Genomic DNA, 21803 nt, shown 5'->3' with positions numbered 1-21803 from the left:
CGATAGGACCGCCGGGGCGGTCCCGCAACGCGACGCCCCCGACGCGCACCGTGGGCGGTCCCGGGGGCGACCCGGCGACGCGACGTAGCATCGCCCGCGTGACCATCGCGACCACGCACGCCGGTTCCCTGCCCCGCACGCCCGAGCTCGTCGCGGCCAACGCCGAGCGCGCCGCCGGCCGGCCCCGCGCCGACTGGGACGAGTTCCTGCGCGAGCAGGTCGTCGCGCTCGTGCGCCGCCAGGTCGAGCTGGGCATCACCGTGCCGGGCGACGGCGAGTACGGCAAGGCCATGAGCAGCAGCGTCGACTTCGGCGCCTGGTGGTCCTACTCGTTCGCGCGCACGGGCGGCCTCGAGCTCGACGAGACGATGGCGTGGGCGGTCGAGCGGCACCTGTCGACGCCGGGCGACCTGCGGACCACCGGGTTCGTGCACCGCCGCGACCACCAGCGGTTCGCCGCGGCCTACGACGACCCGACGTCGGGCGTCATGGCGGGCGAGGCGCCCACGACGTTCCCGCGCTGCACCGGCCCGCTGACGTACACGGGCCAGGACGCCGTCGCGTCGGACGTCGCGAACCTGCGGGCGGGGCTGACCGCGGCCGGCGCCGCCGACGGGTTCGTCACCGCGATCGCGCCCGGCTCCGCGGCGCGCCTCACGAACGCCTACTACGCGACGGACCGCGACTACCTGTTCGCGTGGGCCGACGCGCTGCGCGAGGAGTACGTCGCGATCCTCGACGCGGGTCTGACGCTCCAGGTCGACGACCCGTCGATCGCCGAGAACTGGGACCAGATCGAGCCCGAGCCCGCGCTCGACGACTACCTCGCGTTCACGGCGCTGCGCGTCGAGGCGCTCAACCACGCGCTGCGCGACCTGCCGAAGGACCGCATCCGGTTCCACCTGTGCTGGGGCTCGTGGCACGGCCCGCACACCACCGACCTGCCGCTGCGCGACATCGTCTCGACCATGCTCGACGTGCACGCCGGGCAGTTCTCGTTCGAGGCCGCGAACGTGCGCCACGAGCACGAGTACCGCGTGTGGGACGACGTCGCGCTGCCCGCGGGCGCCGTCATCCTGCCCGGTGTCGTGTCGCACGCGACGAACGTCGTCGAGCACCCCGAGCTGGTCGCCGAGCGCATCGAGCGGTTCGCCGCGCGCGTCGGCCCCGAGAACGTCGTCGCGTCCACGGACTGCGGGCTCGGCGGGCGCGTCCACGAGCAGATCGCGTGGGCCAAGCTCGAGTCCCTCGTCGAGGGCGCGCGGATCGCGTCGGCCCGGCTGGGCTGACGCGACGGGTCGGCCGCGCGACCCAGCACCAGCCTGCCCGGGACCAACGTCCGGGGTCGGTCCGGGGTGCCGCGCGGTGGGCTGGGGGCATGCGCCGCACGCCCGTCTACTACTACTCGTCCACGAGCGGGCTGGTCCGCGCGTTCGCCGAGCGGCTCGACCGGCCGGTGCACAACCTCGCCGAGCGGGAGCACCGGCGCAGCGAGGTCGACGGCCCCTGGGTGCTGCTGACGCCGTCGTACAAGACGGGCAACGAGTCCAACGACACGATCCCCGAGGCCGTGCGCCGGTTCCTGCGCTCCGAGCGCAACCGGCGGCTGCTCGTCGGGGTCATGGGCTCCGGCAACCGGAACTTCGGCACGTACTACCAGAAGGCCGCGCGCGAGATCGCGCAGCGGTCCGGGCGGCCCGTGCTGTTCGAGTTCGAGCTGGCCGGCACCCCGTGGGACGTCGAGGAGTGCGAGCGGATCCTCACCGACCTCGACGCCGCCCTCGACGCCCGGCACGCGGCGCAGGCCGGTTGAGCAGGTGCCGTCCCCGCCGCGGGACGGCAGGCTGGGTGACGTGGACGACGAGCGGCGCACGCGGTGGCGCGTCCGGCTGCTGACGTGGCTGGCCGCGGCCGTCGTGCTCGGGGTCGTCGTCGGCCTGGTCTACGCGATCCACCCGCTGCTGGACTGAGCGCGTCGCGCCGGCACCTGCACGAACGCTGTGCGGCGCCCCAGCCCCCGCACAGGGCGACCACAGCGCGGTCGGGCTCGATGGTGCCCTCCCTTCCCGCCCCTCTCCCCGGAGGCATCCCGTGCCCGACCTCGCCCTGCTCGTCGCCGACCTCGTCGCCGTCGCGGTCCTCACGTTCGTGCTCTACGTCCCGCGGCACCGGCGGCGCGACCTCGTCGTCGCGTACCTCGGCGTCAACGTGGGCGTGCTGGCGGTCGCCGCGGCGCTCGGGTCGAGCACGGTCGGCGCCGGCCTCGGCCTGGGGCTGTTCGGCGTGCTGTCGATCATCCGGCTGCGGTCCACCGAGCTCGCGCAGAGCGAGGTCGCGTACTACTTCTCGGCGCTCGCGCTCGGGCTCATCGGCGGGTTGGGCACGACGCCCGTGCCCGTCGCGGTCGGGCTGATGGCGCTGATCCTCGTGGTCGTCGCGATCGGCGACTCGCCGCGGCTGCTGCGGCGGTACCGCTCGCAGACCGTCGTGGTGGACCGCGCGTTCACGTCGGAGGCGGCGCTGGTGGCGCACCTCGAGGGCCTGCTCGGCGCTCGCGTGCACGCCGCGAGCGTGCAGCGGCTCGACCTCGTCAACGACACGACGTGGGTCGACGTGCGGTACTCGCTCACGCGCGAGCACGCGCCGGCCGCGGCCGCCGAGCAGCCCGTGACGACGGGCTCGGCGGCCCGGTGAGCGCCGCGCACCCGGTGGGCACGCCGAGCGGGGCCCTCGACCGGTTCGCGACCGTCGGGCTCGACGAGCTCACGGCGCGCGCGGCCCTGCAGACCCGCGTCGACCGCAAGTACGTGCTCCCGACCCGCGTGGTCGCCGCCCTGCTGGCCGGGCTCGACGACGGCACCCGCGTGCTGCGGATCGACGGGCGGCAGCAGCTCGCCTACGAGTCGGTGTACTTCGACACCCCGGACCTCACGAGCTACCTCGGCACGGCGCGGCGTCGACGCCGGCGGTTCAAGGTCCGCACGCGCACCTACCTCGACACGGCCGCGTGCTTCGTCGAGGTCAAGACCCGCGGTCCGCGCGGCGCGACCGTGAAGACCCGGCTGCCGTACGACGTCGACGCGCGCGACCGCCTCACCGCCGACGCGCGCGGGTTCGCCGACGACGTCCTCGGCGAGGCCGACGTCCCGGGACCCGCCGACCCGCGGTTCGCGCCCACGCTCGTCAGCCGGTACCGCCGCTCCACGCTGCTGCTGCCGGGCGGGCCGGGGCGCCCCGACGCGCGCCTGACCCTCGACACGGGGCTCGCGTGGTCGGCCGCCGGCGGCGGCGACGCGCTCGCGCTCGACGGCCTGGTGGTGGTCGAGACCAAGACCGGCGCGACGCCGTGCGCCGCCGACCGCCTGCTGTGGCACGCGGGGCACCGGCCCGTGCGGATCTCGAAGTACGGCACGGGACTCGCCGCGCTGGACCCGCGGCTGCCGTCGACGCCGTGGCGACGCGCGCTCGACCGGCACGTCACGCCTGCTCCCGCCCCGCGCTGACCGGCGTCCCGCCGGGTCAGTCGCGTGCCTCCTGCCGCACCGGCACGTCCACGATGCGGAAGTCGGTGTCGAACACGCTGCCCGAGCCGACCTGGAACGTCACGGCGTCGGTCGCCATGCGCGGGTAGACGAACGAGTAGACGCGGCTCTGCCCGCCGTCGATCCGGGTCGCGCCGCGCAGGTCGGTCAGCGTCAGCCACTCGCCGTCGGGCGCGCGCTCGGTGGTGCCGATCCGGTAGTCCATCGGGTAGAGCTTGGTCGCGCCGTCGAGGATGACGGCGCGACCCGCGACGTCCAGCGGGGTGTCGGTGCCCTGCCCGCGGTGGGACGACCACCCCCGCAGCGAGGGGAGCACCATGCCGGTGCCCGCGTAGTCGTCGACGCCGCGCACGGTCAGGTCGACGACCACGTGCCCGTGCACGGTGCGCGCGGACGCCTGCACCTCGTGCCGGCGGCTCGAGCTGTCGACGAGGAGCGGCTCCTCCCCCTGCCCGACGAGCCCCTTGTCGCCGAACGGCGGCAGCTCGCCCGTCGCGGTCACGTCGGTGCGGGTCGTGACGGTCGACGTCAGGCTCACGGCGACGCGACGGTTGAGCGCGCGGTTCTCGTCCGAGTCGTTCGCGACGAACGGCTCGGCCTCGCCGCGCCCGTCGACCTGCATGCGGTAGCCGGGGCCCACGAGCGGACCCAGCGCGTCGGCGACGGCCTGCGCGCGCCGCCGCGAGAGGTCCAGGTTGTACGCGTCGTCGCCCTGGTCGTCGGTGTGCCCGACGACGCTCACGGTCCCCGGCTCACGCTCGGCGATGCGCGCCGCGACCAGCGCGATCGCCTCACCGGCCGCGGGGGTCAGCGTCGCCTGGTCGAACTCGAACAGGACGTCGGCGCCCAGCTGCACGTCGACGCGCTCGGTCGACTCCACGGTCTTGACCGCACCCTCGAGCTCGGCCGAGGCCGAGTCCAGCGGGAACACCGGTGCCGCGACGATCCGGTCGACCGCGATGCGCTCGGGCTCGGGCTCGGGCGAGGGGGTGGCCGTGCTCGTCGCCGTCGGGCGCGGGGCGTCCGGGCGCACGCTCGACGGCACGTCGCCGTCGATGACCGGCACGGACGCGACCAGGGGCGCACCGGGCAGGAACAACGACATCTCGGTCACGTCGGCGTCGGGGGCCGCGTACGGGATCTGCAGCCGTGTGCCCCCGGGCCCGCGCAGCCGCTCCCACCCCTTCGGTGCGACGACCGGCTCCGTGTCGGCGTCCACCGCGGCGTGGTGCACGACGTCCCGCTCGAGGTCCACGAGGCGGACGTTGGCCGGGTCGGACAGCCTGAGGTTCGTCGCCATCGGGCCGCCGAAGCCGTGGAGGGTGACGGACCCGTCCTCCCCGAGGTCCTCGAGCGGCGTGAGATCGAGCGTGAGCACCGCCAGGTCGCCGTCCCGCACCACGGGGTGCACGTCGACGCGCACCTCGGTGCCGCCCTCCGGCACGACGGGCGACGCGACGACGTCCTCCGGCCCGGGCCCGGGGTCGACCGTCGCCGACGACGCGGGCGACGGATCCCCGCCGCCAGCGGTGCAGGCGGTGAGCAGGACGACGAGGGCGGCGGTGAGCGCACCGGCCGCCCGCGCGCGACGAGCACGCACGTGGGACCTCCGAGGGGTGGGGAGCCACCCATGATGCCGGACTTGTCCGATGCGACCCGCGCTTGAGACGTCCGCTCACCCGATCGCGCCGCGTCGGCGTCACCCGGCCGGACGCGGCGCGGGCCTCAGCGTGCCGTGACGGACCACCGGCCGGCCGTGAGGTCGGCCAGCCGCGGCAGGATCACGTCGCCCGCGACGCGCAGGCCGTCGTGCAGGTGCTCGTTGGTGACCCACACCTGGCTGCTCCCGAGCCCGGACGCGGTCGCGAGGGCCAGGTCGAGGTCGACGTACGGGTCGTCGTAGTACTGGACGGCCGCGACGGGGACCTCGTTGGCCGCGAGCCGGTCGGTGTCGTAGAGGTCGGGCCACGACGTGCGGGCCGCGAGCTCCTCGGCCGCCGCGCGGAACGGCCGCAGCGCCGCGACCTGCTCGAACATCCACGGGAAGGCGGCCTCGCCCGTGAGCTGCAGCGGCCGCGCACCGGCGGCGAACGCCGCGTGGCGCGCGTGCTCGGCGGCCGCGGCCCACCCGGGCTCACGCTCGCCGCAGTGGTAGATGACCTCCTGCAGCACGAGGTACAGCGGGTTGGTGTCGAAGCCCGTGCGGGCGGCGACCTGCGCGAGGAACCCGGGCGCGGGCTCGCCGCGGCGGTCGAGCGCGGTGTCGAGCAGCCAGTGCAGGTCGTCGACGCCCGTGCTCATGCCGAGCGGCATGCCGAGGGTCTGCAGCCGCTCGACCGTGAGCACGTCGCCCGTCGGCAGGTGCACGTCGCCCGCCGCGACCCGGTCCGCGAGCCGTCCCAGCAGCTCGACGTCGCCCGGGAACGCGCGGTGCAGCGCGGCGTTGCGCGCGAGCTGACGCGGGTAGGTCGCGGCGTAGACGTCCGCCGCGGTCGCGCCGACGGGCGGCAGGCCACCGGTCACCCAGCACGCGTCGAGCGCGCCGGGGTGCCGCGACAGGTACGTGAGGGTGCAGAAGCCGCCGTACGACTGGCCGAGGGTCGTCCAGCGACGACCGCCGAAGACCGTGCGGCGCAGGTGCTCGGCGTCCTCGACGATCGCGTCGGCGCGGAAGCACGCGAGGTAGTCGGCGGCGGTGCGCGGGTCGTCGAACGCCGCGACGTCGGCGGCGTCGACACGGGTCGACCGGCCCGTGCCGCGCTGGTCGAGCAGCACGACGCGGTGCGTGCGCAGCGCGGCCGCGAGCCAGCCGCCGGGCGTGGGGCGCGGGGCCATGCCGCCGGGGCCGCCCTGCAGGAACAGCAGCAGCGGCAGGTCCTCGGCGTCCCGCGCGGGGTCGACGACCTCGCGCGCGAACACCTCGAGCGCGCCGAACCGGTGCGGGTCTGCGTGGTCGACGGGGACCTCGACGCGGTGCTCGCGCACCCGGAACCCGGTCATGGCGTACTCGTGCGTGCTCACGCGTCCCACCCTAGGCGCGCCGGCGATCATTTCGGGCTTCGCCGATTGCAAGTTCGATCACCCGAAACTAGCCTCGCCGACATGTCCCGCCCCCGCGCCCTCGCCGCCCTCGCGCTCGCCGTCGCGCTGCTCGCGGCGTGCTCGCCGGGCGCCGCGGGCACCACCCCCGGCGACGACCCGGACGACGACCGCCCCGTCGTCCTCACGACGTTCACCGTGCTCGCCGACATCGCGCGCAACGTCGCCGGCGACCACCTGCGCGTCGAGTCGATCACGCGCGTCGGCGCCGAGATCCACGGCTACGACCCCACCCCCGGCGACGTCGCCCGCGCGCGCGACGCCGACCTCGTGCTCGACAACGGGCTGGGCCTCGAGGCGTGGTTCGCGCAGTTCCTCGACGGCGTCGACGTGCCGCACGTCGTCGTCTCCGACGGCGTCGACGTCCTCGACGTCACCGAGGACGCCTACGCGGGACGCCCCAACCCGCACGCGTGGATGAGCCCGCTGCGCACGCAGGTGTACGTCGCGAACGTCGCCGACGCGTTCGCCGACCTCGACCCCGCGCACGCCGCCGACTACCGCGCGAACGCCGCGGCGTACTCCGGCGAGCTGCAGGCCGTGCACGACGAGCTCGTCGCCGCCGTCGCGACCCTGCCCGAGCGGCAGCGCGTGCTCGTGACCTGCGAGGGCGCGTTCACCTACCTCGCGCACGACGCCGGCCTCGACGAGCACTACCTGTGGGCCGTCAACGCCGAGCGGCAGTCCACGCCCCGCCAGGTCGCCGCCGTCATCGACGTGGTCCGCGAGCGCGACGTGCCCGCCGTGTTCTGCGAGTCCACGGTCTCGGACACCGCGATGCGGCAGGTCGTCGACGCGAGCGACGCGACGTTCGGCGGCACGCTCTACGTCGACTCGCTGTCCGAGCCCGACGGCCCCGTGCCGACCTACCTCGACCTGCTGCGGCACGACGTGCGCACGATCGTCGACGGCCTGACGGGGCGTGCGTCGTGACCGGCCCCGCCGCGGCCGCACGCGCCGACGCGACGACGCCCGCCCTGGACGTCCGCGGCCTGCACGTGCGCTACGGCGACGTCACCGCGCTCGACGGCGTCCACCTCGCGCTCGCGCACGGGCGGGTGTGCGGCCTCGTCGGCGTCAACGGGTCGGGCAAGTCGACGCTCTTCAAGTCCGTCATGGGCGTGGTCCGGCCCGACGCGGGGACGGTACGCGTCGACGGCGGCGACCCCGCCGACGCCCGCCGCCGCGGCGCCGTCGGGTACGTGCCGCAGAGCGAGGACGTCGACTGGTCGTTCCCGCTCGCGGTGCGCGACGTCGTCATGACCGGCCGGTACGGGCACCTCGGGTTCACGCGGCGCCCCCGCCGCGCGGACCACGCAGCCGTCGACGACGCGCTCGCGCGCGTGGGCCTCGCCGACCTCGCCGACCGGCAGATCGGTCGGCTGTCGGGCGGGCAGCGCAAGCGCGCGTTCGTCGCGCGCGGCATCGCCCAGGGTGCGACCGTGCTGCTGCTCGACGAGCCGTTCGCGGGCGTCGACAAGGCGTCCGAGGCCATGATCACGCGCCTGCTGCGCGAGCTCGCCGCCGACGGCGCCGCCGTCCTGGTCTCGACCCACGACCTCGCGGCGCTGCCCGCGCTCGCCGACGAGGCCGTGCTGCTGCACCGGCACGTCCTCGTGCACGGGACCCCGCAGGACGTGCTGCGCCCCGAGAACCTCGCCCGCGCGTTCGGGCTCGACCCGCTCGGAGGTGCGCGGTGACCGTGATCGACCTGCTCACGCAGCCGCTGACGTACGACTTCATGGTCCGCGCGCTGGTCACCGTGCTCGTCGCGTCCGTGGTGTGCGCGGTGCTGTCGTGCTGGCTCGTGCTCGTCGGGTGGTCGCTCATGGGCGACGCGGTGTCGCACTCGGTGCTGCCGGGCGTCGTGCTCGCGTACGTCGTCGGTGCCCCGTTCGCCGCCGGGGCGGTGGTGTTCGGCGTCGTCGCGGTCGTGCTCATCGGGTTCGTGCGCGACACCAGCCGCGTCAAGGAGGACGCCGCGATCGGCATCGTCTTCACGTCGCTGTTCGCGCTCGGCCTCGTGCTGGTCTCGGTGACCCCCAGCCAGACCGACCTCAACCACATCGTGTTCGGCAACCTGCTCGGCGTCTCGCGCGCCGACCTCGTGCAGGTCGCCGCGCTCGGCGCGGTCGTGCTCACGCTGCTGCTGCTCAAGCGGCGCGACCTCACGCTCTACGCGTTCGACCCGACCCACGCGCACGCGATCGGCCTGCACCCGCGGCGCACCGGCGCCCTGCTCCTGGGGCTGCTCGCGCTCACCGCCGTGGTCGCGCTGCAGGCCGTCGGCGTCGTGCTCGTCGTCGCGCTGCTCGTCATCCCCGGTGCGACCGCGTACCTGCTGACCGACCGGTTCGCGCGCATGCTCGTGATCGCACCCGTCATGGCGGCCGCGTGCGGCGTCGTCGGGCTGTACGCGAGCTACTACGCCGACACCGCGTCGGGCCCGACGATCGTCCTCGCGCAGGGCGTCGTGTTCGCGCTGGTCCACCTGTTCGGTCCCCGCCGCGGCGTCGTGACGACCCGGGTGCTGCGCCGTCGCGCGACGCACCCGCGCCACGGTCAGGGCGCCGTCACGCGGAACGCCGTGGCGACGACACCGCCCTCCGGGTCCTCGATCCCGTAGCTCGTGGCGACGCGGGGCCACGCGCGCACCACCTCGTCGACCTCGTGCACGATGCCCCGCACGACGTCGGACGTCAGTCCGAACGCTCCCGCGCTGTCCACCAGCTCGGTGACGTCCCGCCGGGTCCGTGAGCCACCCGCCGCGACAGGCGTGGACTGCTCCGGCCACTCCCGGGGCCACGGGTTGACGTCGAACATCGGCGCCAGCCGCCATCCCCGCGTCCCCCGCAGCAGGCCGTGGTTCCTCATGTGGTCGTCCACGTCGTTGACGGCGAGCACGAACGCGACCCGGCGCGCGAGCTCGGCCCGTTGCGCCGGCGCGTCCTGGGCGACGTCGCCCATCGCCTCGACGAGGTCGACGTAGGAGACCACCTCGTCGGGTCTCTGCTCGAGCAGCGAGTGGGCCGACAGATAGCCGACGCGCCCGGTGGCCGCTCGGTCGAAGCGGTCGAGGACGAGGACGGACGCCTCGGGCCCCACGCGGTGCAGCGCGAACCCGGGAACGGTGATGCCGGCGTCACGTGCCAGCTGCAGCACCACGGCCTCCCATGCCTGGACGTCCCACCGGTCGTCGGCCGCGGGCAGCTTCGCGAGCGCCAGCCCACCCTGGGGCGTCCGGACGCTCGTCTTGGGACGCGCACCGCCCAGGGTCGTCCCACCGGCGACGAGCAGCCGGAGCGCGGCGTCGTCCACCGGCTCGTGCGCCGTGGCCGCACGGGCGGCCGCGACGAGGTCCGGAAGGTCCACCAGAGTCGGCAGGTCGTCCTCCGGCGGTGCGAGGTGGGCCCCGGTGGCCGGGTCGACGTACCGCAGGTTGCCGAGCCGCGTGCGGTCGTCGGCGAGGACGACGTAGTCGGCGTCGGTGAACGACGGCATCGCGGCGCCGCCCGCCCTCGCCGCACGTCGCGCAGCGTCGAACAGCAGGGTGCGGCCCCACCGGTCGGGACCGGTGTCCGAGATCGCACCTGGGAGAAGACGCGGTCCGGTGCTGCGGCGCGACCCGGTCACCAGCGGCAGCTCGGGACACAGGGCGTAGCACGCCGGGTGCCGCAGCCACGCCTCCGTGTACCGGAAGGTCGTCGAGATCAGCGCACCTCCGGCGTTCGTCTCGAACGCCAGCTCCCCGGCAGGCACCTCCTCGCCCGGCAGGGCGACGTGCACCCGGACGTCGCGGGTCACGCGCGTACCCTCCGCAGCCCGGTCCGTGCGGCGTTCAGTCGACCGAACTCCGTGCTCAGCGGGTCGAGCGCCGCCACCAGCTGCTCGTTCGAGCCCAGCACACGTGCCACGGCGAGCAGCGCCTCGATCCGCGTGCCGCCCTCTCCACGCTCGAGGTTGCCGACGGTCGCGCGGGTCACACCGGCGCGCTCGGCGAGCTCCTGCTGCGTCAGGCCGTGCACCTTGCGCGCTGCGGCGAGGTGGCTCCCGAGCGTGCGCAGGTCTCGACGCGTCCGGGACGACTGCACCTTCATGCGTCACTCCTGATGCTCGACAGAGCACTCCTTAGAGCCTCTGCTGCTTGGTATACCGATCACTGTAGCGCGAAGTCACGCGACACTGCTCTCACGCCGGCCCCGGGACGTCCGGCTGCACCCGCGTGCACCCGGTGGCGGGCGGAGGGGAATGCACGACGCGGGGAGGAGGTTGTGCCGGGCATGCCTCTGAGCGGTGAGTACGCCCCCAGCACGTCGCAGTTCGCACGCGAGCAGGTCGAGCTGATCGAGAGCTCGGGCGGCACGCGCGGCACGACGCTGAACGGCCGGCCCGTCGTCGTGCTGTGGACCCTCGGGGCGACGAGCGGCAAGATCCGCAAGACGCCGCTCATGCGCGTCGAGCACGACGGCGAGTATGCGGTCGTCGCGTCGATGGGCGGCGCGCCCACGCATCCCGTCTGGTACCGCAACCTGCTCGCGCACCCGCTGGTCGAGCTGCAGGACGGCCCCGTGCGCCGCGACTACGTGGCCCGCGAGGTCACGGGCGCCGAGCGCGACACCTGGTGGGCGCGCGCGACCGCCGTGTGGCCGGACTACGACACCTACACGACGCGCACCGACCGGCAGATCCCGGTCGTCGTGCTCACGCCCGCCTGAGCCTCGGGCGAGCCCGCGCACGACGAGGCCCCGGTCACCGGATCGCTCCGGGCCGGGGCCTCGTGCCGTGCGGCGGCCGTCAGGCGGTGTGGTTCGCACCCGTCGACGACCCGGCGACAGCCTTGCCGGCGATGCTCGCGACGAGCGTGTTGAGGTCGAGGCCCGTGAGGGACTTGATGACCTCCTGGCCCTCGCCCAGCACCTGCCCGACCGTCTTCGTCACGGCCGACGCGCCGTCGGTCGAGACGACCGTGAGCTGGTCGATGCCGCTGATGGGCTCGGCCGCGGCGCGGACGATCTCGGGCAGCAGCGCGATGACCTGCTGCGCGAGGACCGCCTCGCCCTGCTCTCGCAGCGCCTCGGCCTGCGCGCGCGTGGCCTCGGCCTGCGCGAGACCCTCGGCCTTGGCGGCCGCGGCACGGGCCAGACCCAGCGCCTCGAGCGCCTTGGCCTCCGCGAGCTGACGGTCGCGCTCGGCGTTGCCGGCGCGGATCGTCGCCTCGGCCGCGGCCTCGGCGTCCTGCACGGTCGCGATCTTGTTGGCCTCGGCGACCTTCATGCGGCGGAACGCCTCGGCCTCGGCGGCCGCGTTGGCGGCGTCACGCTCGGCGTTGGCCTGCTGCACCGCGGCGTACGCGGACGCCTCAGCGGGCTTGCGGACGTCGATGTCGAGCTGCTCCTCGGTGACCTTCGCCTTCTCGGCGAGGGCCTCGCGCTCCTGCGTCGCGACCAGGCGGTCCTGCTCGGCGCGCGCGAGCTGTCCCGCCGCGTTGGCCTCGGCGTTCGCCTTGTCGGTCTCGGCCTTGATGCCGGCCTGCTTGAGCGCGAGGTCGCGCTGCCGCTCGGCGATCGACTCCATGGCCTGGATCTTCGCGAACTCGGAGACCTGCTGCGCCTCGGCCTCCTTGACCTCGGCGACCTGGCGGGCGCGTGCGGCCTCGGCACGGCCGAGGTTCGCGAGGTAGTCGGAGCCGGGCGTCGAGATGTCGGAGATGTTGAGCAGGTCGACCTGCAGACCCTGCTCTGCCAGGTCGGTCTTGGTCGAGTTGACCACCGCGTCCTGCAGCGACTTCCGGTCGCTGATGATCTGCTCGATCGTCATGTCGCCGATGATCGAGCGCAGCGAGCCCTCGAGGGACTCCTTGATGACGTCGGTGAGCGTGGCCTGCTGCGACAGGAAGCGCTGCGCGGCGCGCCGCACGCCCTCCTCGTCGCCCCGGACCTTGAAGTTGATGGACGCCTTGATGGCGAGCTTGATGCGGTTCTTGTCGACGCCCTCGACGGTGATGCCGATCTGCCGCTGCTCGAGCGAGATCGGGAAGCCCTGCTGCAGCACGGGCCACACGAAGACGCGCCCGCCGACGACCACGCGCTGGCCCGCGTCGGCCGACGCGTTCCGGCCGGCGCCGCGCCCGACGATGATGAGGGCCTCGTTCGGGGGCACCCGGCGGATGCGCTTGGTGATGAGGGCGATCACCGCGACGAACGCGACGATGAGGGCGCCGACGGCCAGCACGGTCGAGCCGCTGCCCTGCGTGAAGTCGAACATGGTGGGTCCCGGCCGGGCCGGGCTCCTTCCTCTCGGTCCTGCTCGGGTGGTGCGGCCGCCGCACGCGGCGGCGGGGTGGAGCGGGGGTGGGGCGGGGTCGGCGCGTCAGCTCGCGCGGACGACCTGCACGCGCGAGCCGGAGACGCCGACGACCACGACGCGCGTGCCCGCGGGGATGTCCTCGTGCGACCACGCCAGGCGCGCCTCGAGGTCGCGCACGCCCTCGAGGCGGACCTCGCCGCCGCCGGGGCCGGTCGTCGCGGTCGTCATGCCGTACGCGCCGTCGAGCGGCGGCGGGGGTGCGTCCTCGGTGTCGGAGAGCCGCTTGATGAGGAGCTGCGCGACCGCGCCCGCGACGATCGCGAAGCCCACGCCGATGACGTACGCCCACACGGTCGCGAGGTGGGAGTTGAGCACGATGACGCCGCTCGCGCCGAAGACCACCGAGCCCACGCCGGCGGCGATGCCGGAGAACCCGCCCTCGCCGACGCCGATCGACTCGAACACGTCGCCGAAGACGAGCGACGCGAGCAGGACGACGAGGCCGAGGCCCCCGACGACGAGGAAGACGGTCACGTGAGGGGGTCCCTTCGGTGGCTTGCGCGCCAGTATGCCGCAGGTGCCACCGCGCCGACCGGGCCCCCGGGCCCAACCGGACGCGCGTCCGGGTGAACCCGCGGTGCGGTCACCCGCAGGTCAGGGGCACGCCGACGGCTCAGCCGTGCGCACCGCCCTCGAGCTCGGACTCCGTCAGCGCGACGGGCCGGCCGCGTCCGAGCATCGAGTTCCGGTACGAGAACGTCGCGTAGACGACCGCCCCGACCGCGACCCACACGAGGAACCGCAGCCACGTGAGCGTCGTGAGGTTGAGCATGAGCCACAGGCACGCGACGCCCGCGAGCACCGGCAGCACGGGCGACCACGGCACGCGGAAGCCGCGCGGCAGGTCGGGCCGCGAGCGCCGCAGCAGCGGGACGCCGAAGCTGACCAGCACGAATGCGGACAGCGTGCCGATGTTGATCATCTCCTCGAGCAGCTCGACCTCCGACAGCCCGGCGATGAGCGCGACGACGACCCCGGCGCCGATCTGCAGCCACATCGGCGTGCCGAACCGCGGCGACGTGCGGGACACGGCCCGCGGCAGCAGGCCGTCGCGGCTCATCGCGAACACGACGCGCGTGAGCCCCAGCAGCAGCACCATGAGCACGCTCGTCAGGCCCACGAGGATGCCGACCGAGATCACCTTGCCCGCCCAGTCGGCCCCGACCAGCACGAACGCGGTGGTGAGGGACGGCGAGTCGGACGCCGCGAGGTCGCGGTAGCTCACCATCCCGGTGACGACGACCGTCACCAGCACGTACAGCACGGTGACGAGCGCGAGCCCGCCGAGGATCCCCTTGGGCACGGCCCGCTGCGGGTCCTTGGTCTCCTCCGCGGTGGTGGCGACGACGTCGAACCCGATGAACGCGAAGAACACCAGCGCGGCGCCGGACAGGATGCCCATGACGCCGTACGTCGTGGGCTCGAAGCCCAGCAGGAAGCCGGTGAGCGGCTGGTGCAGCCCGCTCGTGCCGGCGGGCGCCGGCTCGGCGGGCGGCACGAACGGCGTCCAGTTCTCGGCCTTGACGTAGAAGAACCCGGCGATGATGACGAACAGCGTGATGCCGACCTTGATGATCGTGAACACGCTGTTCACGCGCGTCGACAGGCGCGTGCCGACCGCGAGCAGGGCCGTGAACACGGCGACGATCAGCATGGGGCCCCACGCGACCTCGACGCCGCCGAGGCTGACGACCGTCGGCACGTCGACGCCGAACAGCCCGAACGCGTCCGACAGGTACACGCCCCAGAACTTCGCGATGACGGCCGAGGCCAGCAGCATCTCGAGGATCAGGTCCCAGCCGATGATCCACGCGACGAACTCGCCCATGGTCGTGTACGAGTACGTGTACGCCGACCCCGCGACCGGCATGGTCGACGCGAACTCGGCGTAGCACATGATCGCGAGCCCGCAGACGACGGACGCGATGAGGAACGAGACGATGACCGACGGCCCGGCGTGCCGCGCGGCGGCCGTCGCACCGACCGAGAAGATGCCCGCGCCGACGGCGACGGCGACGCCGAGCACGGCGAGGTCCCACGCCGTGAGGGTGCGGCGCAGCTGCCGCGACGGGTCGTCGACCGCCGCGAGCGCGTCCTCGACGGACCTGCGCCGCAGGATGCCGCGGGGACCCCGGCCCCCCGGCGCGTCCTGTGCTGCCGTCATCGCTCCCCCTCGGGTGTCGTGCGCGTCACCGGGTGAGCATGACGCGCGAGCGCCCCACGGTCCACCGGACGTACGTCCCGGCACCCGCGTCCGGCGTCGGGCGTCGTCGCGCCCACCTGCCCGGGCGGTGGAGGGCGCCGGGCGTGCGGTCGGCGCGCGGCGGCCGCAGGGTGGGTGCCATGGCTGAGCGCACGCGCGACGACGGGCCCGACGACCGGCACCTGCCGCCCCCGGGGGTGGACGACGCGACGGTCGAGGCCGTCGGCGGCGTGACCGCCGCGTTCGAGGTGGTGGAGCACGCACGCGGCATGCTCTACGCGTTCCACCGGCTGGTCGGGCGCGCGGACATGGAGCTGCAGGAGGCGCTGGACCGGCTCGAGGAGGCCGGGCACGGCGAGCTCGCGGACCGCGTGCGGGCCGACGTGGTGGGCCGCGACGTGCTCCCGGGCCGGTGGACGTTCCAGGTGGTCGAGGAGTTCGACGACGGCTACCACCGCGCGTTCGCCGACGCCGAGCGGCTCGTCCGTGACGAGCTCACGGCGGGGCGGCGGCACGTGTACGAGGCGCAGCTCAAGGAGCGCGAGCGGACGCACGGCCGCCCGGGGCACGAGGCGCTGCCGGAGGACGTCGAGGACTGACCGCGCCCCCGGCACGCGGGCGACGCGAGCGGGGCGACCGGGCGCCGCCGTGTCCGCGGGCACGCGGGCGTGACCCGCCCCGGGCGGAGGCGACCCACCCCCAGGCGGTCGTGGTGCGTGCCACGTCGCCGCCCGCGCGCGTCGGCGCGCGCGCTGTCGGACCCGTCCGGCAGGGTGTGCGCCCGTGACCTCGCTCGACGCCCTCGTCCGCGCCGCCTCGCCCCGTCCCGCGCCCCGGTCCGGGGGCCGTCGCCGCCGGCGCGCGTGGCCCTGGACGCTGCTGCTGCTCGTGGCCCTCGGTGCGGGGCTGGGCGGACCGGTCTGGCTCGACGCGCGCGCGGCGGCCCGCTACCCGGTGACGGCGGCCGACCTCGCGGCCGGGCACGCCGCGCTCGACGGGCTCGCGGTCAAGGGGCGCGCACCGCGCACGGGCTACGCCCGGGAGGAGTTCGGGCAGGCGTGGGCGGACGTCGACCGCAACGGCTGCGACACGCGCAACGACGTCCTCGCGCGGGACCTGGTCGACGTGACGACCGACCCCGCGACGCGCGGGTGCGTCGTGCTGACGGGCACGCTCGACGACCCGTACACGGGCACGACGATCGCGTTCGAGCGCGGCGAGCGGTCGTCGCAGGTGCAGATCGACCACGTCGTGGCGCTGTCGGACGCGTGGCAGAAGGGCGCGCAGGGCTGGACGGCCGAGCAGCGCCGCGCGTTCGCGAACGACCCCGCCAACCTGCAGGCCGTCGACGGCCCGACCAACCAGCGCAAGGGTGCGGGCGACGCGGCGACGTGGCTGCCGCCGAACTCGGGCTACCGGTGCGTGTACGCGCTGCGCCAGGTGGACGTGAAGGCCGCCTACGGGCTGTGGGTCACGCGCGCCGAGCGCGACGCCCTCGACCGCGAGCTGGGGCGGTGCGTGGTCGCGGACTGAGGGCGCGCGCTCCGCTCTCCCGCCACCGGGCCGCCCGGGGCAGGCGGGGATCCGGGTGGGTCAGGACGCCAGCCGCTGCCGCGCGCCGCGCGGCGCCGCGTCGACCCCGGGCTCGGCGATCCGCGCCCACAGCTCGTCGAGCGAGAGCCCGAGCACGGCGGCGAGCGCGGCGATCGTGGGGAACGACGGCGTCGCGACGCGGCCGGACTCGATCTTGCGCAGCGTCTCGGGGGACACGCCCGCGTCGAGCGCGGTGTCGAGGATCGTGCGGGGCCCGCGGGCGTCGCGCAGAAGGGCGCCGAGGCGCTTCCCGCGCTCGACCTCGGCGGGCGTGAGCGGCAGGCGGACCATGGGGCGATGATAGTACCGGTACTGTCTTCCCGGTATTGTTATCCGAGCGCGCCGGCCTCCCGGACCCCCGCCCCACCCCGCACCTCCCGCGAAGGACCCCCCGCATGATCGAGATCCTGTCCCCGTCCGAGCTGGCACGCGCACGCGTGACCGGGCGCCTCGTCGGCGACATCCTCGCCGAGCTGCGGCGCCGCACCCGGGCCGGGACCAACCTGCTCGAGATCGACGCGTGGACCGCCCAGCTGATCCGCGAGTCCGGTGCGCAGTCCTGCTACGTCGACTACGCGCCGTCGTTCGGCCGCGGGCCGTTCGGCCACTACGTGTGCACGTCGGTCGACGACGCCGTGCTGCACGGCCTCCCGCACGACCGCGTGCTCGCCGACGGCGACCTGCTCACGCTCGACCTCGCGGTCCTCAAGGACGGCGTCGCGGCCGACGCCGCGATCAGCTTCGTCGTCGGCGAGCGGCCGTCGCCGCAGGCCGACGTGCTCATCGAGGCGACCCGCACCGCGCTCGCGGCGGCGATCGCGGAGGTCCGGCCCGGCGCCCGCATCGGCGACCTGTCGCACGCGATCGGCACCGTCCTCACCGGCGCCGGGTTCCCGGTCAACACCGAGTTCGGCGGGCACGGCATCGGCTCGACCATGCACCAGGACCCGCACGTCCCCAACACCGGCCGGCCCGGGCGCGGCTACACGCTGAGACCCGGGCTGCTGCTCGCGCTCGAGCCGTGGGTCATGGCCGACACCGACGAGCTCGTCACCGACGCCGACGGCTGGACCCTGCGCAGCGCGACGGGGTGCCTCACGGCCCACACCGAGCACACCGTCGCCGTCACGGAGGACGGCGTGGAGATCCTCACGCTGCCGACCTCGACGGACTGAGACGCCCCGGCGCCGCGGGCGCACCCGTGCGCCGCTCCGGTCCCGGACCGGGCAGCGGGTCCGCGGTCGGGGCCGACGGGTCCGGAGACGTCGCCGTCAGGCGCCGCGGCGCGCGTGCACGTCGACGCCCGGCCCCGCGACGCCGCCGAGGTGCCGCGTGACGGTCCGGGCCGCGTGCACGACCGCGCGGGCGTGCTCCTGCACGACCGCCGCCGGCATCCGCGCGGCGGGTGCGACGACCGAGAGCGCACCGACCACGTCCCCCGTGTGGTCGAGCACGGGCGCAGCGACCGCCCGCAGGTCGGGGTCGAGCTCGCGGTCGTCGACCGCGAAGCCGCGCCGCCGCGTGCGCATCAGCTCGGCGCGCAGCTCGCCCGGGTCGGTGATCGACCGCGGCGTCGCCGCCTGCAACCCGGCCGCGACCGCACGGTCGACCAGCGACGGCGCCGCGAACGACAGGATCGCCTTGCCGCTCGCGGAGCAGTGCATGGGCACGCTCGCGGGCACGCGGCCCGCCGCACGCCCGGCGGCCCCCGGCGCGGGGCGCCGACCGGCGACCCGGACCTGCAGCCCGTCCGGCACGGACAGGATCGACGTGCAGCCGCTCGTGCGCGCGAGGTCGTCGAGCGGGCCGGCCGCGACGGTCTCGACGTCGAGGCTCGCGAGGTACGCGTGGCCCAGGCGCAGCGCGCCCGGCCCGAGGCGGAACCGGCTGGTGCTCGCGTCGCGTCGCAGCAGCTCGGCCTCGAGCAGCGGCGCCGCGAGGCGCAGGACCGTGGACTTGTGGACGTCGAGCCGGCGGCCGATCTCGGCGGCCGTGAGACCCGCGGGGTCGGAGTCCTGCGCGCACACGTCGAGCAGGGCGAGCGCACGTCGCAGCGAGAGCGACTCGTTGCGCGCCGGGCGGGCCTCATCGTCCGGTGTTGTGCTCACCGCATCACTCTGGCAGACCTGGACGCACGTCCGGTGGGACGTCGGGCCGATGTCGCCCCGTGCACACCGACGCGCACCCATGTCCCACCGACGGGTGACGCCGCAGGTCAGGCGCCCGGCCACGCCGCGAGCAGCCACGCTCCCCCCGCGACGAGCGCGGTGAGGCACACCAGCAGCAGGATCGCGACCCACACGACCGCCGGCAGGTGCGTGAGCCCCGCCAGCAGACCCGCGTCCGAGGTGTCGCGCCCGCCGCGCCGCGCGAGGCGGGCGCGCTGGGTCTGCATCTCGAGCACGGCCCGCGGCGCGCCGAGCAGCAGGAACCACGTGATCCCCGCGGCGACGACCGTCTGCGCGCCCGCCGGGGCCCACCCGGTGACGCCGACGAGCACCGCCCCGCTGACGAGCACGGCCCACAGCCCGTACCAGTTGCGGATCTGCAGCAGCACGAGGACCACGACGACCAGCAGCAGCCACAGCACGCCCAGCGCGTACCCGCGGGACAGCAGCCACGCCGCCGCGACGCCCAGCAGCGCGGGCCCGGGGTAGCCGGCGGCCACGGTCGCCACCATGCCCGGCCCGCGCGGCTTGCCGCGCGACACCGTGAGCCCCGACGTGTCGGAGTGCACGCGGATGCCCGACAGCCGCCGGCCCACCAGCACCGCGACCGCGGCGTGCGCGGCCTCGTGGACGATCGTCAGGCCGTGGCGCAGCAGGTGCCACAGGCCGGGCACGAGCAGCGCGACCAGCACCGCGGCGCCGACGACGAGCACCGTCGTGCGGTCGGGCGCGGGCTGCGCGGTCGTCACGCGCTGCCACAGGTCGGCGACGCCCGAGACGTCGGGGGCGGCCCCGAGCCGCGCGGTCGTCACGGGGACTGCTCCAGCACGACGTCGGTGCCGCCGGCGACGAACCGGACGCCGTCGCGCACGACCGCGACGCTCTCGAGCACCACGCCCTCGGGCAGACCGCCGAGCGGGACCTCGAGCCCGGTGAGCCGGTCGGCGATCGCGTCGGGCAGGCGGTCCACCTGGAGCGCACCGACCCCGAGCGTGACGTCGCGCAGGTCGACGAGCAGGCGCCCGTCCTCGACGCGCGGCACGAGGCCGGCCGTCAGCGGGGCGCCCAGCACCTGGCCGGACGCGCGCAGCACGTCGCCGTCGACCGTGACGTCGACGACGAGGTTCGCGCGGTCGGCGACGGCCCGCTCGATCGACTCGGGGGGCAGCGTCGCCTGCAGCCGCGCGTGCCCGACCCGGTAGGGCGACTCGAGCGACACGTCCGTCGCGTCGAGGACGACGTCGGTCGCGCGCACGCCCTCGAACACCACGCCCGCGGCGGTGGCGCCGACGTCGTCGAGCGAGCGTGCCAGGAGCTGCGTGAGGAACGGGAACCCGTCGATCCGCACGTCGGGCTCGCCGTCGACCTGGAGCTGCTGCGTGACGACCTGCGCGGCGCGCTCCTGCGCGGCGTCCCGCGCGAACCGGTCACCGACGTACGCGCCGACCCCTACGAGTCCGAGCGCGACGACCCCCGCGACGACCCCTCTGGCTCCCATCGGCTCCCCGTCCTCGTCGTGCCCGGCCCGTCCGGGCCGGTGCCCCGGCCCCACACGGTAGGCGCCCGAGCCCGGGAGGTCCCGTGGTGCGCGTGCACGAGCGGCCCGCGCACCGGGACCACGCCCGATCCTGTGGCGCACGTCACAGCGGCTGCCTAGGCTCGTGGCAGGGCTTCGACCAAGGACGCGCGATGACCTGGTTCCTGCTTCTGGTGGTCTCGGTGGCACCGAGCGTCGTGCTGCTCGGCGTCTGGTCGCTGTTCCCGTCGCCGGACGAGCCGCCGCGCTGGCGCACGTGGCTGGCGGCGCGGCTCGAGGTGGTGGCCGCCAGGCTGCGGCACCCGGAGCCCGAGCCGTACGACCCGTTCCGGACGCTGCGCGTGCAGCAGCGGCTCGGCGCGGTCGCGGACCACGTGCGCCGGCTCGAGGTCGACGTGCACGCGTACGCCCGCGCCGAGCGGATCATCGCGTCGCGGCTCGCGTACGACGCGCTCCTGGCGGAGGCGTGCGGGCTCGCGGGCGTCGAGGTCCGGCCGGCGGCCCTGGGCGACGCGCAGGAGCGGTTCCGTGAGGAGGTCGAGCTCGCCGCGCGGGGCTGGACGTGGTGAGGCCGGACGTGGTGAGGCTCCACGAGGCTCGGCAGGACGTGGTGCGGCCGGACGTGGTGCAGCAGGGCCCGGCGCCGTCGGACGGGCGCCGTCAGCCCGCCAGGACGCGCAGCGTGCTCGGTCCCTCGGGGGTGGGGCGGATCTCGATGCGGTCGGCGACGGCCTGCTTGAGCGCTTCGACGTGCGAGACGACGCCGACGACGCGACCGCCGCTGCGCAGCCGGCCGAGCTCGGCGAGCACCTGGTCGAGCACGTGCGGGTCGAGCGCACCGAACCCCTCGTCCACGAACAGCGTGCCGAGCTCGACGCCGCCGGCCTCGGCGGTGACGACGTCGGCCATGCCGAGAGCGAGGCACAGCGACACGTAGAACGTCTCGCCGCCGGACAGCGTGCGCGGGTCGCGCGCACGCTCGGTGCGGTGGTCGACGACCCGCATCGACAGGCCGGTCGTGCGGGTGCGCACGTCCTCCTTCTCGTCGGAGCGCACGAGCTCGTAGCGGCCGTCGGACATCACGGCGAGCCGGTCGTTCGCGGCGGCGACGACGTCCTCGAACCGGCGTCCGAGCACGTACGTCGCGAGCGAGAGGGCGTGCGCGTTGTCGCTGCCGGTGCCGGCCGCGAGGTTGGCCATGCGGGTGACGGGCGCGGCCGCGGCGACGGCCGTGTCGAGCGCGTCCGCGGCCGTGCGGACGCGTGCCGCGGCGTCCGCGGCGGCGGCCGCGCGGG

The 21803-nt window shown here is 75.1% G+C and carries 24 protein-coding genes; 12 read left to right on the top strand and 12 right to left on the bottom strand.

All coding sequences use genetic code 11. The annotated features are described in order from the left end of the window. The first annotated feature begins 89 nt into the window (after positions 1-89). The 4 genes from CS2_RS05115 to CS2_RS05100 all read left to right on the top strand — a co-directional run bounded on the left by CS2_RS05115 (position 90) and on the right by CS2_RS05100 (position 3503). Positions 90-1289, top strand: coding sequence for a cobalamin-independent methionine synthase II family protein (locus tag CS2_RS05115; protein ID WP_174524293.1), 1200 nt, complete (start codon positions 90-92; stop codon positions 1287-1289). An 89-nt stretch (positions 1290-1378) separates the two neighbouring features. Continuing rightward, complete coding sequence (gene nrdI / locus CS2_RS05110) at positions 1379-1813, top strand: class Ib ribonucleoside-diphosphate reductase assembly flavoprotein NrdI (protein WP_046529778.1); 435 nt, start codon at positions 1379-1381, stop codon at positions 1811-1813. Between the two features lie 278 nt (positions 1814-2091). Continuing rightward, positions 2092-2694 carry a DUF4956 domain-containing protein gene (locus CS2_RS05105; protein WP_070319145.1) on the top strand — a complete coding sequence of 201 codons (603 nt, stop codon included), beginning with the start codon at positions 2092-2094 and terminating at the stop codon, positions 2692-2694. Further along, positions 2691-3503, top strand: a complete 813-nt coding sequence (locus tag CS2_RS05100; RefSeq protein ID WP_082739892.1) for a polyphosphate polymerase domain-containing protein — start codon at positions 2691-2693, stop codon at positions 3501-3503. The genes CS2_RS05105 and CS2_RS05100 overlap by 4 nt, the downstream gene beginning before the upstream one ends. A gap of 16 nt (positions 3504-3519) precedes the next feature. Here the strand turns inward: CS2_RS05100 and CS2_RS05095 are convergent, their stop codons facing one another. Both CS2_RS05095 and CS2_RS05090 read right to left on the bottom strand, forming a co-directional pair. Beyond that, positions 3520-5142 carry an OmpA family protein gene (locus CS2_RS05095; RefSeq protein ID WP_070319144.1) on the bottom strand — a complete coding sequence of 541 codons (1623 nt, stop codon included), beginning with the start codon at positions 5140-5142 and terminating at the stop codon, positions 3520-3522. A 125-nt stretch (positions 5143-5267) separates the two neighbouring features. Further along, a complete protein-coding gene (locus CS2_RS05090) occupies positions 5268-6542 on the bottom strand; it encodes an alpha/beta fold hydrolase (RefSeq protein ID WP_070319143.1) in 1275 nt (424 codons plus the stop codon). A 102-nt stretch (positions 6543-6644) separates the two neighbouring features. On the opposite strand from CS2_RS05090, the gene CS2_RS05085 reads away from it, so the two are divergent. From CS2_RS05085 to CS2_RS05075, 3 genes are read left to right on the top strand one after another with little or no spacing between them, the layout of a single operon-like run. Further along, positions 6645-7574, top strand: a complete 930-nt coding sequence (locus tag CS2_RS05085; protein ID WP_070319142.1) for a metal ABC transporter substrate-binding protein — start codon at positions 6645-6647, stop codon at positions 7572-7574. Continuing rightward, positions 7571-8341, top strand: coding sequence for a metal ABC transporter ATP-binding protein (locus CS2_RS05080; RefSeq protein WP_070319141.1), 771 nt, complete (start codon positions 7571-7573; stop codon positions 8339-8341). The genes CS2_RS05085 and CS2_RS05080 overlap by 4 nt, the downstream gene beginning before the upstream one ends. A 41-nt stretch (positions 8342-8382) precedes the next feature. Beyond that, positions 8383-9267, top strand: coding sequence for a metal ABC transporter permease (locus tag CS2_RS05075; RefSeq protein WP_082131750.1), 885 nt, complete (start codon positions 8383-8385; stop codon positions 9265-9267). Here CS2_RS05075 and CS2_RS05070 read toward each other — a convergent pair. Together CS2_RS05070 and CS2_RS05065 are read right to left on the bottom strand one after the other, a co-directional pair. Beyond that, positions 9204-10445 (bottom strand): type II toxin-antitoxin system HipA family toxin, encoded by a 1242-nt coding sequence (locus CS2_RS05070; RefSeq protein WP_070319139.1) that lies wholly within the window; start codon positions 10443-10445, stop codon positions 9204-9206. The two genes, CS2_RS05075 and CS2_RS05070, sit on opposite strands and share 64 nt — an antisense overlap. Next, positions 10442-10738 carry a helix-turn-helix transcriptional regulator gene (locus tag CS2_RS05065; RefSeq protein WP_070319138.1) on the bottom strand — a complete coding sequence of 99 codons (297 nt, stop codon included), beginning with the start codon at positions 10736-10738 and terminating at the stop codon, positions 10442-10444. The genes CS2_RS05070 and CS2_RS05065 overlap by 4 nt, the downstream gene beginning before the upstream one ends. A gap of 183 nt (positions 10739-10921) precedes the next feature. Here CS2_RS05065 and CS2_RS05060 point away from each other — a divergent pair, with 183 nt between their 5' ends. Then, the gene (locus CS2_RS05060) at positions 10922-11356 is read left to right on the top strand and encodes a nitroreductase family deazaflavin-dependent oxidoreductase (protein WP_070319170.1); all 435 of its coding nucleotides are present in this window, start codon (positions 10922-10924) and stop codon (positions 11354-11356) included. A gap of 79 nt (positions 11357-11435) precedes the next feature. On the opposite strand, the gene CS2_RS05055 is transcribed toward CS2_RS05060, so the two are convergent. The 3 genes from CS2_RS05055 to CS2_RS05045 all read right to left on the bottom strand — a co-directional run bounded on the left by CS2_RS05055 (position 11436) and on the right by CS2_RS05045 (position 15171). After that, positions 11436-12905 carry a flotillin family protein gene (locus CS2_RS05055; protein ID WP_070319137.1) on the bottom strand — a complete coding sequence of 490 codons (1470 nt, stop codon included), beginning with the start codon at positions 12903-12905 and terminating at the stop codon, positions 11436-11438. Positions 12906-13010: 105 nt separating this feature from the next. Beyond that, positions 13011-13481 carry an NfeD C-terminal domain-containing protein gene (locus CS2_RS05050; protein ID WP_046529770.1) on the bottom strand — a complete coding sequence of 157 codons (471 nt, stop codon included), beginning with the start codon at positions 13479-13481 and terminating at the stop codon, positions 13011-13013. Between the two features lie 139 nt (positions 13482-13620). Beyond that, the gene (locus CS2_RS05045; protein WP_070319136.1) at positions 13621-15171 is read right to left on the bottom strand and encodes an amino acid permease; all 1551 of its coding nucleotides are present in this window, start codon (positions 15169-15171) and stop codon (positions 13621-13623) included. A gap of 179 nt (positions 15172-15350) precedes the next feature. On the opposite strand from CS2_RS05045, the gene CS2_RS05040 reads away from it, so the two are divergent. Both CS2_RS05040 and CS2_RS05035 read left to right on the top strand, forming a co-directional pair. After that, positions 15351-15809: a hypothetical protein gene (locus CS2_RS05040; protein WP_070319169.1), complete on the top strand. Its 459-nt coding sequence runs from the start codon at positions 15351-15353 to the stop codon at positions 15807-15809. A gap of 184 nt (positions 15810-15993) precedes the next feature. Then, positions 15994-16743 carry an HNH endonuclease family protein gene (locus CS2_RS05035; protein WP_082131566.1) on the top strand — a complete coding sequence of 250 codons (750 nt, stop codon included), beginning with the start codon at positions 15994-15996 and terminating at the stop codon, positions 16741-16743. 60 nt (positions 16744-16803) lie between these two features. Here CS2_RS05035 and CS2_RS05030 read toward each other — a convergent pair whose 3' ends face one another. Next, a complete protein-coding gene (locus CS2_RS05030; protein ID WP_046529767.1) occupies positions 16804-17094 on the bottom strand; it encodes a helix-turn-helix domain-containing protein in 291 nt (96 codons plus the stop codon). Between the two features lie 104 nt (positions 17095-17198). Between CS2_RS05030 and map the strand changes: the two genes are divergently transcribed. Beyond that, positions 17199-17978 carry a type I methionyl aminopeptidase gene (gene map / locus CS2_RS05025; protein ID WP_070319135.1) on the top strand — a complete coding sequence of 260 codons (780 nt, stop codon included), beginning with the start codon at positions 17199-17201 and terminating at the stop codon, positions 17976-17978. 96 nt (positions 17979-18074) lie between these two features. Here the strand turns inward: map and CS2_RS05020 are convergent, their stop codons facing one another. The 3 genes from CS2_RS05020 to CS2_RS05010 form a co-directional block, all read right to left on the bottom strand. Further along, positions 18075-18911: an IclR family transcriptional regulator gene (locus CS2_RS05020; protein WP_070319134.1), complete on the bottom strand. Its 837-nt coding sequence runs from the start codon at positions 18909-18911 to the stop codon at positions 18075-18077. A gap of 107 nt (positions 18912-19018) precedes the next feature. Beyond that, positions 19019-19783 (bottom strand): M50 family metallopeptidase, encoded by a 765-nt coding sequence (locus CS2_RS05015; RefSeq protein ID WP_070319133.1) that lies wholly within the window; start codon positions 19781-19783, stop codon positions 19019-19021. Next, the gene (locus CS2_RS05010; protein WP_070319132.1) at positions 19780-20469 is read right to left on the bottom strand and encodes an LmeA family phospholipid-binding protein; all 690 of its coding nucleotides are present in this window, start codon (positions 20467-20469) and stop codon (positions 19780-19782) included. Before CS2_RS05010 ends, CS2_RS05015 begins: the two co-directional genes overlap by 4 nt. Before the next feature lie 191 nt (positions 20470-20660). On the opposite strand from CS2_RS05010, the gene CS2_RS05005 reads away from it, so the two are divergent. After that, positions 20661-21077 carry a hypothetical protein gene (locus tag CS2_RS05005; protein WP_070319131.1) on the top strand — a complete coding sequence of 139 codons (417 nt, stop codon included), beginning with the start codon at positions 20661-20663 and terminating at the stop codon, positions 21075-21077. A 91-nt stretch (positions 21078-21168) separates the two neighbouring features. Here CS2_RS05005 and CS2_RS05000 read toward each other — a convergent pair. After that, positions 21169-21803, bottom strand: a 635-nt coding sequence (locus tag CS2_RS05000) for an SbcC/MukB-like Walker B domain-containing protein (RefSeq protein WP_267886477.1), incomplete at its 5' end; no start/stop codon positions are given.

The sequence above is a fragment of the Cellulomonas iranensis NBRC 101100 = JCM 18110 genome, assembly GCF_001552375.1.
GTDB lineage: Bacteria > Actinomycetota > Actinomycetes > Actinomycetales > Cellulomonadaceae > Cellulomonas > Cellulomonas iranensis.
The sequence above is the reverse complement of the archived record's forward strand: the minus strand, read 5'-3'. Positions and strand labels throughout refer to the sequence as shown.